We start from the raw sequence: 14,653 nt of genomic DNA, 5'->3' as shown, positions 1-14,653 counted from the left end.
ACTGAGAGGGACTACGAGGCGACTACGCGGTCTTTACGGCGCCCAAGAAGCCCTCGACCGCGACGCGGAGACGATCGGCGTCGGCCGACATCTTCTTGACGGAATCCGACAACACCGTGCCGGCGTTGCCGGTCTCCTGGTTCAGCCTGGCGACGCTGCCGATGGTGTCGGTGACCTCACGGGTGCCTTGTGCGGCCTGCTGGAAGTTGCGCGAGATCTCGGTGGTCGCCGCGCGCTGCTGCTCGACGGCGGCGGCAATCGCCGTCATCTTCTCGTCGATGCCGCTGATGGCGCCGCCGATCGAACGGATGGCGGCCACGGCCTGGCCGGTGGCGCCCTGGATTTCCTCGACCTGGCGCGAGATCTCTTCGGTCGCGGTCGCGGTCTGCGCCGCGAGGCTCTTGACCTCGCCGGCGACCACGGCAAAGCCGCGGCCGGCCTCGCCCGCGCGCGCCGCTTCGATGGTGGCGTTCAAGGCCAAGAGGTTGGTCTGGCCGGCAATGGCGTTGATCATCTTCACGACCTCGCCGATGCGGCTTGCGGTCTGGTCGAGGATCTCCACCGTCGCATTGGTCTGCTCGGCCTGCGCAACGGCCTCGCGGGCCTCGCGGGCGCTGGACTGCACCTGTGCGGAGATCTCGCCGACGGATGCGGAGAGTTCCTCGGTCGCGGCCGCGATGGTCTCGAGATTGTTGGTGGCCTGCTCGGCCGCGGAGGAGACCGCCGCGGTCTGGCTGCCCGATTCCGAAACCAGCGAGCGCACGTCAGTCGCAGTGGCATCGAGCTCCTTCGTCGACACTACGACGCTCTGGATGACCGCCTGCACCGTATCGCCGAAGCTGCGGCAGGCCGCATCGACGGTGCCGGAGCGGGCGAGCTGGAGCGCCTGCTGCGAGTCGCGTTCCTGGCCCAGGCGTTCGGCGGTCGCCGCGCTTTCGCGCAGGCTTTCGAGCGCGGCGGCCATGGTGCCGAACTCGTCGGGATACCGGGATTGCGGCACCGGAGTCGCATAGTCGCGCGCGCTGATGCGGGCGATGGCATCGAGAATGGCGCGCACCGGGCGCATGAGGCGATTGCGCACGACGAACACGCCGGCCAGGGTCACGGCCAGCGCCAGCAGGAAGGCGAGCGACTGCACGATCAGATTGGTGAGGGCTTTCTGCTGAACCGTCTCCGCGCGTGCGATCGACTGGTCGAGGGCCTTGTTGGCGATGGCGACAATGGACGCGAACGGCGACTGGCACAGCGCGTTCCATTCCGCGGCGGGCATCGCAGGACGGCCGCTGCCGTCGAAGCCTTTGGTCAGCTCGCCGATCCGCTTGAGGACACCGTCGGTCTTGGCGCGCGCCTCCTTGGCCGCGTTGGCGAGATCCGCGGTCACATCGGGCGCAGCCAGCAACTCGTCCATGCCGGTCCAGCCGGCGGTGACGATGCCGTTCCAGCCGGCCACGGTCTGCCTCTGGGTCTCGTCCAGCGGCTTGGAGCTGTTGACGTTCGGGCGCAGGGTCGAGCACTGGATGCCGTAGCGGTCGCGCACCTGCCAGGCGAGGCGGCGGGCCTGGATCATGCGGGCGATGAAAGGATCGTTCATCCAGGCGCGGTTCGACACCGCGGTGGACGCGAGATTGGCGGTCTCGATCACCTTGGTGACGGCATCGTACCAGGCGGCGGTGCGCTCCACCTTGCGCTCGCCGCGCGGCTGCTTGGCCTCGTCGTAGAACAGCTGGAATTTCGGCGCGGCCTCGCTCCAACGCTGCTTCAACGTGCTCGCAAGCTCGTCCCGGCGGGCGAATTCGATGGTGGAGAGCGCGGCCATGATGGCGTCAAAGCCGGCCTGCTCTGCCTTCTCGGCGGCGCCCAGCTTGGCGCGCGGATCGTCCTCGCCAAGCAGCGCGCTCTGAGCATCGCCGCGATTGTTGCGCAAGGACAGCACGCCATGGAAGATCGCCTTGTCGGCGTTCGCGAGCCGTTCCGTTTCCAGACTGTCGCTGTAGCGGCCGAAGGCCCCGAACATCTGGATCGCCGTGCTGGTCAGCGCACCGACCGCCAGCAGCGCCATCAACACCAGGAGAAGCGTGCTTACCGATTTCTTAAACATTGCCATGGGTCGGGGCCTACTCGTCACGAATAGGCCACCTTGCATCGCGACATGCCAAGGTTTGGTTAAGGCTTTAATCAAATACCCTGTGCCTGCGGTAGGCCGCGTTCCTTCACCCAACCTTGGTGAAGTCAGGCGGACGGCGCTCCGCAAAGGCGGTGAATGCCTCGCGCGCTTCGGCGGTGCGCAGGCGCTGCGCGAACTGCTCGCCCTCCGCGTTCATCTGCGCGACCAGCGCCTCGCCATTGCGCATCAGCTTCTTGGTGGCGATGAGCGCGCCGGCCGGCTGACGGGCCAGACGCTGGGCGAGTGCGAGCGCCTCGGTATCGAGCCGGTCGAGCGGCACCACCCGGTTGGCGAGACCCCATTCCAGCGCGGCCTGCGCCGGCACCGTCTCGCCAAGCGCAAACATCTCGTAGGCCCGGGCATAGCCGATGCGCGCCGGCATCAACAGGCTGGAGGCGGCTTCCGGTACCAGCGCCAGGCTGACGAACGGCGTCGACAATTGCGCATTGTCGGCGAGCACGACGAGATCGCAATGCAACAGCATCGTGGTGCCGACACCGACGGCGCGGCCCTGCACGGCCGCAACCAGCGGCCGGGTGCATCGTGCCAGCGACTGGATGAAGCGCACGACGTTGCGGCTGCCTTCCGACTTGCCCGCAGCGACCGCCGCGAATTCGCCGACGTCGTTGCCGGCGGTGAACATGTCGCCCTCGCCGCGGATCAGGATCACGCGGGCCGACGGATCGAACTCGGCGGATTCGATGCTGTCGGCGAGCTTGCCGTACATCGCGTCCGTGAGCGCGTTCTTCTTGTCGGGGCGCGCCAATGTCAGCGTGAGAATTCCGCCGTTGCTCTCGATCCGGACGTGCTCGGTCATTCGTCTGCTCCTACTATTCGTCTGAACTTCTTGGAAACTTGTCCTGGATGCTCGTCAGCCAGCGCGCGACGATGTCGATCTCCGCACTGGTGAATCCCTCCGTCAGCGCCGCATTGATCTCCGCGGCGCCTGCTTTCGCCTGCGCCAGCGCGGTGCGCCCCTTCGGCGTCAGCCAGATCCGCCAGGCGCGTCCGTCCTCGCGGTCGGCCCGCCGCTCGATCAGTTTGGCGGCCGCGGTGCGGTCGACGAGGCCGGAAATGCCAGCCGGGCCAAGATCGAGCGCCGCGCCCGCCTCGCCCATCAGGACGCCGTCTTGTCGGCCGAGGATGAAGAGCAGCCCGGCCTGCGCCGGCGTCACTTCGCTCTCGGGTCGAGCCGCCATCCAGCGCTGCAACCGGCGTTGCGCGACGCTCAGGAGGTAGATCAGCCGATGGTGGCTCGCACCGGCTCCTTTATTTCGCATGCGAAATATATAGCTGAGCGCGAGGCGGTTGTCAAACGAGCGGTTTCGCTACGGCGCGCAGGTAAAGCTCGACGCCTCCGTCAACGGGCCGCTCTTGTAGTGCGGCCAGGCTGGCCAGCGGCACAGCGGCAGCGCGCGGGTCACCGCAAACGACGGCGCCTCGACCTTCTGCTCGGTGACTTCGAGATCGCCGGGCGCCTTGCCGTTCTCGACCCAGTCGACCAGCGCGCTCAGCACGTCGACATTAGCCGGCGCGCCGGAGCCGACATGGTCGACACCGGGGGCGGTGTAGAGCCGCGCAAACTCGGCCGTCTCGGCCTTGCCGAGCTTGCGCTCGACGCTCTCGAAATAGCGGATGCCCGCATAAGGGCTCTGCGCGTAATCGGCCATGTGCTCGAGCATGATCAGCCGGCCGCCGCGCATCCGGAAGCGGCTGAGATCGGGATCGGTCGAATCCATCAGCTTGGAGACTTCGAGCAGCCGTGCCTTGTGCTCCTCCAGCTTGTAGGTGGTGACGTCGAGCTTGGGATCGCGCGCGAACACATATTGAATGCCGCCGGCACCGTAAATCCAGGCGATGCCGTTGTTGGGCGCAGGCGGCTGCGCGGGCGGCGCGGTGCCGAGCCACCAGGCCACCCAGCCGCCGGTCGGGCCGATTGCCGGCGTGTCCTCGCCGGAGATGCCCCAACCCGGATAGTCGTCGAGACCGTTGGCGAGCGCGAACGGGAATTTGTAGGTGCCGTGCAGCGTGTTCACGGCCTTGATCTGCGCCTCGGTGAGGCACTGATCGCCGCTCTGGCCCGCCGCGCAGCGCAGCGTCTCGACCTTGAACGCCGCCTTGCAGGCGACCGGATCCTGCACCAGCGCATCGTCGGAGCCATCGGCCTTGTCGCAGGCCGCGCGCACGGCATCGCCGACGAGCTTGACCTGCGCCGGATTGATCCAGCCCTCGCCCATGGTCGCGAGACCAGAGCGGGTGCCGGCATGCTGCAAGCCGACCCAGTTGATGACGGGCACGCGGGCGAAGATACCGTCGAAATCGTCGGGGTAGCGCTGGGCCATGGTGAGGCCTTCGCGGCCACCCTCGGACGAGCCCATGAAATACATCTTGTCCGGCTTCCTGCCGTAGGCGCGCTGCATCAGCGCGACGGCTGCATCGCGCACCTTCTTGTAGGCGCGATGAGCGAAGTTCTCGAACGCTTCGTCGTTGAGCGCGAACAGCTGCGGTGGCTCGCCCTGCTTGGTCTCGTGGCCGGAATCGGTGCCATAGGTGACGAAGCCGCGCGCCAGCGGCGACGGCTTGTCGAACGGATAGGCAGGCGGCAGCGCAAGTCCCGTGATCAGCACGCCATTAAAACCGCCGCCGCCATATTGCAGCGAGCGCCCGTTCCATTCGACGGGAAGATTGACCTGGAATTTGATCGGCGGCGCCTTGGGATCGGTGGGATCGATATGGCCGAGCACCTTGCAGAAGCGCGGATTGGCCGGCGTGATGCGGCCCGACGGCGTCGGCCCGCGCTCGGCGACCGCGAGCTGCGACGGCGCCTGCAGGGTCGCGGAATCAATCTTCACGGCGTCAGTGCCGCCGACGAGCGCCGTGCAGACGGCATCTGCATCTTCCGCCAGCGTCGCCGCCGACACGCTGCCCGCAGTCAACGCAGCCGCGGTCCCTACGAGCAAAACACAGAGCTTCGCACGCATTTGCGCCATCGTTCCCCCCGATTTCTTGTTCTCGTTCGATCCGTCAGGAAGCCGCATTGAAGGCGACCTCCGGCCGGGCGTCAATGACGCGCTAGTGTTCGAACACCAGTCGCGCGCCGACCGTGCCATCGAGGGCGCGGATCTGCTGGAGCAGCGCGGCTGAATCCTGACCGCCGAGGTCGGCATCGAGCACGACATAGCCGAGGTCGCCGGCGGTCTCCAGATATTGCGCGGCGATGTTGATGTCGCGCTGGAGGAAGACTTCGTTGAGCCGGCGCAGCATGCCGGGCACGTTGCGATGGACGTGGCTGAAGCGCGCGCCGGAGGGGCGTAAGTGCAGCTGCACCTCCGGAAAGTTCACCGCGCCCATGGTCGATCCCGTGATGAAATAGTCGATCAGCTTGCGCGCGACTTCGCCGCCGATGCGCTCCTGCGCCTCCTCGGTCGAGCCGCCGATATGCGGCGTGAGGATGACGTTCTCGAGGCCCTGCACCGGACTCTTGAACCGGTCCGCGTTCGAGGAGGGCTCGACCGGAAACACGTCGACGGCCGCGCCGGCGAGATGTCCATCGCGCAAGGCGCGCGCGAGCGCATCGAGATCGACCACGGTGCCGCGGCTGTTATTGATCAGGAACGAGCCTGATTTCATCGCCCGCAGCTCCTTCTCGCCGATCATGCCCGCAGTCTCCGGCGTCTCCGGCACGTGCAGGCTGACGATGTCGCTCTGCGCCAGCAGCTCTTCCAGTTTCTCGACCGGCTCGGTGTTGCCGTGCCGGAGCTTGTCGGTGCGGTCGAAATAGATCACACGCATGCCCATGGCTTCGGCGAGCGTCGAAAGCTGCGAGCCGATATTGCCGTAGCCGACGATGCCGAGCGTGCGGCCGCGCACCTCGCGGCTGCCGGTCGCCGACTTGTCCCAGCCGCCCCCATGCGCCGACACCGAGCGCGGAAAGATCCGCCGCAGCAGCATCACGATCTCGCCGATCACGAGCTCGGCAACGCTGCGCGTGTTGGAGAACGGTGCGTTGAAGACGGGAATGCCGCGCTTACGCGCCGCGGTGAGATCGACCTGGTTGGTTCCGACGCTGAAGCAGCCGACCGCGAGGAGCTGGTCGGCGGCGCCAAGCACCTCGTCGGTGATCTGGGTGCGCGAGCGGATGCCGAGCAGCGTCACGCCCTCGAGCGCCCGCCGCAGATCTTCGCCGTCCAGCGCCTTGGTCAGGCGCTCGACATTGGTAAAGCCCGCGCTTTTGAACAGGTCGACAGCGCTATCATTGACGCCTTCGAGCAGCAGCGCCTTCGCATTCCGCTCGGGGCTTTGGCCGGGGGCTGGCATGGTGTCTCCGTAAGTAGCAGCTTTGCCGCAGCTCATAGACCGCGGACGGTGCGCGGCACAATAGGGATTGGATACGGGGAGAAGATGGCGGCGGCCGGTAAGCAGGGAGGCACCGCTCTCAGCTTCAAAGTTGTCCTGGCGAAAGCCAGGACCCATTATCCCAGGATCCCAGGCGCCTGGTGTCCGGCAATCTGGGGCCACGAGATCCCCAGACAACACGGGGCGGTGATAATGGGTTCTGGATCAGCGCTCGCTATCGGACAACGCTACGCGTTGCCAAGCGCTCGCTTGTCCAGGATGACGAAGAAGATTTGTTGCGCGGCAACAGAGTCAAATCACATAAAACCCGTGCGTTCCATCCCGGCGGAGCTGCTCGACGAGACCATATTCCCAATCCAGATAGGCCTGCATCGCGGCTTGCGCGACGTCGGTGCCTTCATAGGGCCGGCGGTAGCGATGCGCCGGGTCGGGCTTGGGCAGCAGGCGCGGCGGACCAACTTCGAGCGCACCGTCATAGCCGCCTTCGAGCACATAGACCTCCCAGCCCATCTGCGCCAGCCAGGACGCCGTCATGTCGGCACGTACGGCCTTGTCGTCGGTCAGCAGGATACGCGCTCCGCGCACCGGCGCGGCCATGTCGGTCTCCTGGACCAACTGGCCACCGGGATAATGACGGAAACCCGGCAGATGGCCCGCGACATATTCCTCCGCGTCGCGCACGTCGAAGCGATAGAGCGTGCGATCGGTCTGCACGACAAGCGCCGCCGCCTCGCTCGCGCCGATATGACGAACGCCGGCGCGATAGGCGACGTCGCGGGCATTGGCTGGACCGCCTTCGAACGGCCCGATCGCGCCGCGCCTGTCGGCACCGTGATCGAGCGTGTGGCGCGACAGCGTCCAGCCGATGGTGCCGTTGCGCAGCGCGCGCACCTTGTTGGGCACGCCGGCATTGATCAGCGACTGGGTGCCGATGATCGAGCGCGTGCGGCCGGCGCAGTTGACGATGATGGTGGTTTCAGGATCGGGCGCGGCCTGCCCGGCCCGCAGCACCAGCTCCGCGCCGGGCACGCTGACCGAGCCCGGAATGTTCATGGTGGCATATTCGTCGAAGCGGCGGACATCGAGGATGGCGATGTTGGCCTTGTCGGCAATGAGTTTCGCTACCTCGTCGGCGCTGAGCGAAGGCGTGTGGCGGCGCGCCTCGACCAGCTCACCAAATGCTTTTGAATAGGAATTGACGTCCTCGAACACTTCATAGCCCGCTGCGCGCCAAGCCTTTAGCCCGCCTTCGAGCACGCGGATGTTGCTGTAGCCGAGCGCGGCCAGCCGTTCGGCCCCGGTTGCGACCAGCCCCTCGCCGTCATCATAGAGCACGATCGCCACGTCCTTACGCGGCAGCCTGACCTCGGCTTCGACCGCGATCCGGTCGGCAGCCATGTTGGCGGCGAACAGCGGATGACCGGTCGCGAACGCTGACTCATATCTGAGATCGAGCAACGCGATTTCTTCGCGCAGAAGCAGGGCGCGGCGGATCTCGGCGGGAGTGACGGTGGGAAGCTTCATGGCGTGAACCCTGACGAGAGAGCCAGAAGCTTTTGAACCATTGCGGCGCTGTTGGCTAGCCATATCGGAGAACAGGACGAAAGCAAGTTCGCCGCGCAGAGATCAGACTAGTCGCATTCGTATGTGGCAACGGCTTTCGAGAAGTCACGTCGAGCAAGAGCATCCCGATCAATCCAAAAATGAAGCACACCACCGACATTGGAGTGCCAATCGAAAAACGCGAGATCTCCTTGTATCTGGAGCAACAACATGTCCTCCAGATGCTCCTCGGTCGCATCTTGCGGGCCGCTGCCATATCCCAGCATCTGATGAAGCGCTGTTCTGAAGTGGCGCCGCCGCCCGTCGTCCACGGTCGGGGTTTTCCAATGATTCTGCCGCGCGAGATTCGTAACGTAGCTGAAAGGGGCGTCTTCGGAAGCATCGACATCCTCGGTCGCCATGCAACGGATCGTGTGATTGATGGCATTACCTAGGTCCGCCGCGAATTCGCTGATGTATGTGCGTACCTGCCCGTCCATTTTCTCGTAGGTCTTCACCACCTCCAACCACCAGCTCCTGAAGGACACCTTTGTGTCAGGATCGACGTCATCCATTGGGGTGAGCGTCCGACAGCGCTCGAGCCACGCGATCGCGCCAGCGCGAACACGATTCAATTCCACAGTTGCTACGTCGGTGAGCGGCTTGCCATAGTATCCAAGCTTCAGATCGCGCTGAATGTGCGACAACACCGACCGAACCACGCAAACGATCAGGAGCCAATTGAAGGGCCAATCCTCGTCTTTCTCGTATTTGGCCGCGCTTCGGAATTGAAGCAGATCATACCCCTGCGGCTCGCCCGGACCCAGCGCCCTGCATAATTCTTCGACCATAAGCTCGCCGCCGACGGCATCGTCCCGGAAGTGGAAGTCGCGGAACAGCCGGAAGGAGACAGGATATTTGAACTCGATCTTGGAATGAAAATCGAGGTTCGGATCGAGCCATTTGACCTGATAATCACCGTCGGTGCCTCCTAGCGGCATCAGATCCGGCGGTGGTGGACGGTCAGGATACGCGTCGCCGCCGGCAGCGCTATAGAGGACGCGGCAAGCTGGATGTCTTTCGCCAACGAACACCGAACTGCAGAAGAAATAGAGTGTGCCTCGCTTCGGAAGCGGCGACCAGCCGGAGCCAGGCACGTCGGCCAGGTCAATTTGAGCCACGAATGTGAGCGCAACCGTTTCCAACGTCTCGTTCGCCCTGACATCTGCCGTCGGCCACTCAAGCTGCGGGGGCAACTTGGGGAGTCCACCGAAAAAGCTCCGCGCCGGATGCGTGAGCGGCACGGGCAGGTCACTGCGTCTGACAAGCACGGCGGGCAGCGCCCTTTCTTCAAGCTCATCTCGTTCGGATAGCGCCATCAGGATCGCCCCACGACATCTGCGTGCACCTTGCGGATCGAACCATTTCGTGAAACCGCAGACAAGTGATTCTTGTCTGCCGCCTCACATGGGCGTGCTGCGATGGGCTTTGAGCGGTCGACTGAGTCCCAGTGCTCACTCGCCGGGAACGAGCCGCCCCAGCGGCGGCTGCGCCGGGCGCCGCAGCTTGCGGCGTGACAGATAGAGCAGAATGCCGGTGACGGCGAACAGCGGCATCAAGGCCGCGGCAATCATGAAGGCGAGCTTACCGGGCCAGCCCAGGACCGCGCCACGGTGGATGTCGTAAATGGCCGCGATGACCTTCTCGCCGAACGTCTTGTCGGAATAGCGCTCCGCGGAAGCCAACTGACCGGTGACCGCGTCGATACGAAACTCGTCGCGCGTGGCCTCGAGCGTCATGTCCTTCCCCCACGACCGGATCCGGATCACCGTGCCGGGGCTCGCTGGCAGCGTCAGCAAAGCCCTGGCGAAGCGGCCGCCCTCCTCGCGCTGGAACGTCGTCCATGCCTGATCGAAGCCGATCGGCTGCGCCGGCTCGGGACGGCCGGCCGCGCGCGGCGGGTTTGCGGGCATCATCTTCGCCGCCGGGCCTTGCGGCCGCGACAACAGCCACACGACGCCATCCTTGTACCAGTCGAACGAGTACCAGAGCCCGGTAAGCGTCATCACCAGATAGATCGGCAGAACCCAGGTGCCGATGACGGCGTGCAGCGACCGGTGCAGGCCGCGACCGCTAAGCGAGAGATTCGGCTTCAGCCACATCTTCACGCTACCGGCACGACGCGGCCAGCGCAGCACGAGGCCAGAGACCAGCATCACGATCAGGCCGAGCGCGGCCACGCCGGTGATCTGACGCCCCCAGCCCTTGGCGTCGCCAGGGATGAGCAGCCAGCGATGCAGCCTGCGCACGGTTGTGAAAAATTCTTCGCCGCGCGGCGAGCCCAGCACGCGTGCGTCATAGGGGTCGACATAGAGCGAGGCCGGCCTCCCACCCTGCTCGTCGCGCCCGAAGCGGACACGCACCGCCGCGGACGGATCGCTCGACAGCATGACGGCCGAGACTTTGCCGACGCCGTGCGCTGCCTTCAGCCGTGCAACCAGTTCGTCCGGCATCAGCGCCGGCGCGGGGCGCGGCGCCACCTGCATGATGCCCGCGTCGAGATGATCGACGACCTCGTCCTCAAAACTCATGATCGCGCCGGTCAGCGCGATCAAGGCGAGCAGCAGCGCGAGCACCAGGCCCGCGATGGAATGGACCTGAAGCAGGATGGACTTGAAGGCGCGCCAGGACTCACGCATCGGCACCGACCCCTCTGGTCAGGACGATCCGCAAATCGGCTTCGGCGCGCTGCGGCCCCATCACTAGAACTTCACCGTCGCCGACAGCGAGTAGCGACGCGCGTCGCCAGCAGCACGGCCGCTCCGATGAGAAGACCTGCGCGACTCTTGCCGGCGTGGGGTCGACGGCCGTTCACGCGCAGGCCGTCCAGATGAGCAGGCACGTTCGATTCACTTCCAAGTCAGACACAGCATTGAAGCTGGCGCGTCTGACAGCCACGGTGCGCGAAGAGAACCGTCGGCGGAGTTGAATCGCTCTAGTGTTGAATGGTTCTAAGAACGGAGCGGCAGCGGACGGCATTCTCCAATTGCCGTCGTGCCCAACCGCGACACGTCGTGCGCGCGTTCGCGGCGACGTGTTACGATTTTGTGCGGTCTCACGCGATCGCGGGAGCCGTCAACTCGTCGAGCTTCCGCTTGAACGCAGTGCCGTCGGACAAGGCGCGAAGCGGCGGACGCACACGCAGCCAGCCGGCATCACCCGTCTGCGCCGCGAGGATGGCCTTCAGCGTCGCAACCAGCGATGGCGTCTTCACCACGACGTCGATCGCCGCCTGCATGCGCGCTTCGGCGTCTTTGCCGTCAACCATGCCCTTGACCAGTTCGGGCACGACATTGGCCATGCCGCAGATGGTGCCGGCGCCGCCGGCGGCGATCGCACGGGCGATGTCGGCTTCGTTGCCGACGGTGATGGCGAGTTCGGGCGCGGCTTTGCGGAACGCCTGGAATTGCTTGAAATCGCCACTGGAGTCCTTCAGGCCGGCGATAATCTTGCCGTAGCGCTTGCGCAGGCTTGCGGCGACTGTCGTCGGGATCGCGACGCCCGAGACCTGCGGGATGTGATAGAGATAGGCGCGAAGGCGATCGTCGGCGACGCCGTCGATGATGGCGGCGAAGGCATCCTCGATGCCTTCGGGCGTGACGCTGCGATCGAAGTAAGGCGGCAGCAACAGGACGTGACGCAGGCCGAGGCCAAGCACGGCGCGCGTCAATGCGATGCTGTCGGTAATAGCGGGGAAGCCGCCGCCGATGCCGATACGCTCCGGCGCGATGCCGGCCTTGAGCATGGCTTCGATGGTCGCAACACGCTCAGGGACATTGAAGGAGGTGCCCTCGCCGGTGGTGCCGAACAGCACGACACCGTCGACGCCCTTACTGAAGAGTTGCTTGGCATGCGCCGCGAGCTTTGCGGAGTCCACGCTGCCGTCCGTCGCCAGCGGCGTCGCCGACGCCACCCAGAACCCGCGAATTGCCTCCGTCATCTCACTACCCTTTAGCTGCGACCTCGGACCAAGCCTCAGATCTCCTGATGGACCTTGAGAGGGCTTTCCGAGTCTTGTTTTTGCTTTACTTTCTGTCTTGTACCTTACATACAAGAAAGAGGCAAATCCTTTCCACCGTCGCGGCGCGCATAGGCGCAGTCAGATCTGAGGAGGTCTCGCATGGACATGGTGACCCCGAATGAGCGTCCTGACCAACTGCTTGGCGCATTGCGCAACAAGCTCGGCGCGGCCGCGGTGCTGACCGGCAGCGACGTGCCGGCGCGCAATTGCAACGACTGGAGCGCGAGCCTGCCGCAGACACCGCTCGCGGTGATCCGTCCGCTAGATGCGCAGGGCGTTGCCGATGCGATTCTGACCTGCCGCCAGGCGCGGCTTCCGTTCGTGCCGCAGGGCGGATTGACCGGGCTGTGCCGCGGCGCCTCGCCCGAGACAGGCTGGGTCGCGATCTCGCTGGAGCGCATGACCGGGATCGAGGAGATCGATCCTGCATCGGCGACGATGACGGTGAAGGCCGGCACGCCGCTGGAGACGATTCAGAAGGCCGCGGACGAGGCCGGCTTCTTCTTTCCGCTCGATCTCGGCTCGCGCGGCTCCTGCGCCATCGGCGGCAATCTGTCGACCAATGCCGGCGGCAACCGCGTGATCCGCTACGGCATGACGCGCGAGCTGGTGCTCGGGCTCGAAGTGGTGCTGCCGGACGGCACCATCATCACTGGCCTCAACAAGCTGATGAAGAACAACGCCGGCTACGATCTGAAGCATCTGTTCATCGGTTCCGAAGGCACGCTCGGCATCATCACCCGCGTGGTGCTGCGGCTGTTTCCAAAACCGCGCTCGACCATGGCCGCGCTCTGCGCGCTGAAGGATTATGCCGCGGTGATCGCGCTGCTCGGCGCCGCGCGCAGCGGGCTCGGGCCGCTGCTGTCGGCCTTCGAGGTGATGTGGCCGGACTATTGGGACGTGATCACGACGCGCGCCGGCGTGAAGCCGCCGGTCGCAACAGGCCACGGCCTCTACGTGCTGGTGGAGGCGCAAGGCACCGACGAGAGCTTGGATGCACCGCGCTTCCAAAACTGGCTGGAAGAGCTGATGGAGCGCGGACTGCTGGCCGACGCCGCCGTGGCGCAATCGCTGGCGCAAACGCAAGCCTTCTGGCGCGTGCGCGACATCTGCGCCGAATTCGGCCAGGTGCTGGGGCCGCACATCTCCTACGACATCGGGCTTGCGGTGGCGCGGATGGACGAGTTCGCGACGCGCTGCAAGGCCGCACTCGCAAAAGGCATCAAAGGCTGCGAGAGCGTCTATTACGGCCATATCGGCGACGGCAATCTGCATCTCGTCTCCTGGGTCACGGGTCTCTCCGTCGCGCAGCAGCCGAAAGAACAGATGGACGCGATCATTTATGGTCTGGTGCGCGAGATGGGCGGCAGCGTCTCCGCCGAGCACGGCATCGGCACGCTGAAGAAGAAGTGGCTGGATCATGCCAGGAGCGAGGCCGAGATCGCGCTGATGCGAACCCTGAAGGCCGCGCTCGATTCCGAGCATCTGCTCAATCCCGGCAAGGTGATCTGACCGGAGAGCCCATGAAGTCGCTGAAGTTCGATACGCCGAAATCGCTGTCGCAGCGGGTGATGCAGCGGCTGCGCCAGGCCATCGTCGACGGCGAATTCGCGCTCGGCGCCGCCATCTCCGAGGAGATGGTGGCCAATTCCTTCGGCGTCAGCCGCACGCCGGTGCGCGAGGCGATGGGCCTCTTGCAGGCGCAGGGGCTCGTGGCGATCCGGCCGCAGGTCGGCAGCTTCGTGTTCACGCCGAGCGCAGAGGACATCCATGCGCTCTGCACCTTCCGCATCGCGCTCGAGCCGAAAGCGGCCGAGCTCGCCTTCCGCCACGATCGCGAAGGCGCAATCGCGACAATGAACGCAGCGATCGCCGCGATGGAGCCGGCGATCGCGGTAAAAGACAACATCGCCTATGGCCGCGCCGACGCCGCTTTTCACGAGGCGCTGTTCGCCCATTGCGGCAACCGTTACCTGGCCGAATCCTATCAGCTCGTCTCCGGCCGCGTCGCCGCGCTCCGCACCAATTTGACCTCGCCGATCGACGTGCGCACCCGCTCGTCCTTCGACGAGCATCGCAGGCTGCTCGATCTGTTCGCCCGCGGCGAATTCGCGGCCTTCGAAGCGCTGATGACGACGCACATCACCAATTCGGGCGTTGTCTATGCCAAGGCGCTGAAAGTAGAGGCACTGAAAGTGGAGGCGCCGCAGATGGACGCGCCGAAGGTGGATTGAGCGCCGTCACGGTCCCTCCCTCGGTCCCGGCCTGTCCAGAAAATCCAGCGCGGTGTTGATCTGTTCGAGCTGGTGCTCGAGCCTGTCGCGGTCTTCGACCGACTGCGTCGTCTCGAGCTGTTCCACGAGCTTCTGCTTCCGCATCAGCAAGTTCTCTATAACCGTGCTCACAATTCCCCCATCGCCAGAGGCGAAGATCAGGGCAATGTCAAACCCGGACGCGAGCGCGCGCGACCCGGGCCGCATCAACCCTCCATCAGAATGTTCGCGGAGGCG

12 protein-coding genes are annotated in these 14,653 nt (G+C 65.3%); 2 read left to right on the top strand and 10 right to left on the bottom strand.

Annotation, left to right across the window (positions count from 1 at the left end):
• Positions 1–22 precede the first annotated feature (22 nt).
• The 9 genes from LRP30_RS02620 to LRP30_RS02580 all read right to left on the bottom strand — a co-directional run bounded on the left by LRP30_RS02620 (position 23) and on the right by LRP30_RS02580 (position 12,062).
• Positions 23–2,104 carry a methyl-accepting chemotaxis protein gene (locus LRP30_RS02620; RefSeq protein WP_249759244.1) on the bottom strand — a complete coding sequence of 694 codons (2,082 nt, stop codon included), beginning with the start codon at positions 2,102–2,104 and terminating at the stop codon, positions 23–25.
• Positions 2,105–2,210: 106 nt separating this feature from the next.
• The gene (locus LRP30_RS02615) at positions 2,211–2,981 is read right to left on the bottom strand and encodes an enoyl-CoA hydratase (RefSeq protein ID WP_249759243.1); all 771 of its coding nucleotides are present in this window, start codon (positions 2,979–2,981) and stop codon (positions 2,211–2,213) included.
• A gap of 13 nt (positions 2,982–2,994) precedes the next feature.
• Complete coding sequence (locus tag LRP30_RS02610) at positions 2,995–3,444, bottom strand: MarR family winged helix-turn-helix transcriptional regulator (protein ID WP_128931079.1); 450 nt, start codon at positions 3,442–3,444, stop codon at positions 2,995–2,997.
• 48 nt (positions 3,445–3,492) lie between these two features.
• Positions 3,493–5,154, bottom strand: coding sequence for a tannase/feruloyl esterase family alpha/beta hydrolase (locus LRP30_RS02605; protein ID WP_249761682.1), 1,662 nt, complete (start codon positions 5,152–5,154; stop codon positions 3,493–3,495).
• An 82-nt stretch (positions 5,155–5,236) separates the two neighbouring features.
• Complete coding sequence (gene serA / locus LRP30_RS02600; RefSeq protein ID WP_249759242.1) at positions 5,237–6,481, bottom strand: phosphoglycerate dehydrogenase; 1,245 nt, start codon at positions 6,479–6,481, stop codon at positions 5,237–5,239.
• A gap of 330 nt (positions 6,482–6,811) precedes the next feature.
• Positions 6,812–8,044 (bottom strand): rhodanese-like domain-containing protein, encoded by a 1,233-nt coding sequence (locus tag LRP30_RS02595; RefSeq protein ID WP_249759241.1) that lies wholly within the window; start codon positions 8,042–8,044, stop codon positions 6,812–6,814.
• A gap of 107 nt (positions 8,045–8,151) precedes the next feature.
• Positions 8,152–9,441, bottom strand: a complete 1,290-nt coding sequence (locus LRP30_RS02590) for a DUF1963 domain-containing protein (RefSeq protein ID WP_249759240.1) — start codon at positions 9,439–9,441, stop codon at positions 8,152–8,154.
• Between the two features lie 135 nt (positions 9,442–9,576).
• On the bottom strand, positions 9,577–10,761 hold the full coding sequence (locus tag LRP30_RS02585) for a PepSY-associated TM helix domain-containing protein (protein ID WP_249759239.1): 1,185 nt from the start codon (positions 10,759–10,761) through the stop codon (positions 9,577–9,579).
• Between the two features lie 416 nt (positions 10,762–11,177).
• Positions 11,178–12,062 carry a dihydrodipicolinate synthase family protein gene (locus LRP30_RS02580; protein WP_249759238.1) on the bottom strand — a complete coding sequence of 295 codons (885 nt, stop codon included), beginning with the start codon at positions 12,060–12,062 and terminating at the stop codon, positions 11,178–11,180.
• A gap of 180 nt (positions 12,063–12,242) precedes the next feature.
• Between LRP30_RS02580 and LRP30_RS02575 the strand changes: the two genes are divergently transcribed.
• Together LRP30_RS02575 and LRP30_RS02570 are read left to right on the top strand one after the other, a co-directional pair.
• Positions 12,243–13,655: an FAD-binding oxidoreductase gene (locus LRP30_RS02575; RefSeq protein WP_249759237.1), complete on the top strand. Its 1,413-nt coding sequence runs from the start codon at positions 12,243–12,245 to the stop codon at positions 13,653–13,655.
• An 11-nt stretch (positions 13,656–13,666) separates the two neighbouring features.
• Positions 13,667–14,377 (top strand): GntR family transcriptional regulator, encoded by a 711-nt coding sequence (locus LRP30_RS02570; RefSeq protein ID WP_164934855.1) that lies wholly within the window; start codon positions 13,667–13,669, stop codon positions 14,375–14,377.
• A 6-nt stretch (positions 14,378–14,383) separates the two neighbouring features.
• On the opposite strand, the gene LRP30_RS02565 is transcribed toward LRP30_RS02570, so the two are convergent.
• Positions 14,384–14,521: a hypothetical protein gene (locus tag LRP30_RS02565; RefSeq protein ID WP_164934848.1), complete on the bottom strand. Its 138-nt coding sequence runs from the start codon at positions 14,519–14,521 to the stop codon at positions 14,384–14,386.
• Positions 14,522–14,653: the final 132 nt, after the last annotated feature.

The organism is Bradyrhizobium sp. C-145 (assembly GCF_023375135.1).
GTDB lineage: Bacteria > Pseudomonadota > Alphaproteobacteria > Rhizobiales > Xanthobacteraceae > Bradyrhizobium > Bradyrhizobium zhanjiangense.
Note: the sequence above shows the minus strand (reverse complement) of the source record. Positions and strands in the feature narration are given on the sequence as shown.

Coding starts and splice junctions, on each gene's coding strand:
- LRP30_RS02580 (WP_249759238.1), bottom strand. CDS start 12,062: ATGACGGAGGCAATTCGCGGGTTCTGGGTGGCGTCGGCGACGCCGCTG.
- LRP30_RS02565 (WP_164934848.1), bottom strand. CDS start 14,521: ATGCGGAAGCAGAAGCTCGTGGAACAGCTCGAGACGACGCAGTCGGTC.
- LRP30_RS02570 (WP_164934855.1), top strand. CDS start 13,667: ATGAAGTCGCTGAAGTTCGATACGCCGAAATCGCTGTCGCAGCGGGTG.
- LRP30_RS02610 (WP_128931079.1), bottom strand. CDS start 3,444: ATGCGAAATAAAGGAGCCGGTGCGAGCCACCATCGGCTGATCTACCTC.
- LRP30_RS02595 (WP_249759241.1), bottom strand. CDS start 8,044: ATGAAGCTTCCCACCGTCACTCCCGCCGAGATCCGCCGCGCCCTGCTT.
- LRP30_RS02605 (WP_249761682.1), bottom strand. CDS start 5,154: ATGGCGCAAATGCGTGCGAAGCTCTGTGTTTTGCTCGTAGGGACCGCG.
- LRP30_RS02575 (WP_249759237.1), top strand. CDS start 12,243: ATGGACATGGTGACCCCGAATGAGCGTCCTGACCAACTGCTTGGCGCA.
- LRP30_RS02615 (WP_249759243.1), bottom strand. CDS start 2,981: ATGACCGAGCACGTCCGGATCGAGAGCAACGGCGGAATTCTCACGCTG.
- LRP30_RS02620 (WP_249759244.1), bottom strand. CDS start 2,104: ATGGCAATGTTTAAGAAATCGGTAAGCACGCTTCTCCTGGTGTTGATG.
- LRP30_RS02585 (WP_249759239.1), bottom strand. CDS start 10,761: ATGCGTGAGTCCTGGCGCGCCTTCAAGTCCATCCTGCTTCAGGTCCAT.
- serA (WP_249759242.1), bottom strand. CDS start 6,481: ATGCCAGCCCCCGGCCAAAGCCCCGAGCGGAATGCGAAGGCGCTGCTG.
- LRP30_RS02590 (WP_249759240.1), bottom strand. CDS start 9,441: ATGGCGCTATCCGAACGAGATGAGCTTGAAGAAAGGGCGCTGCCCGCC.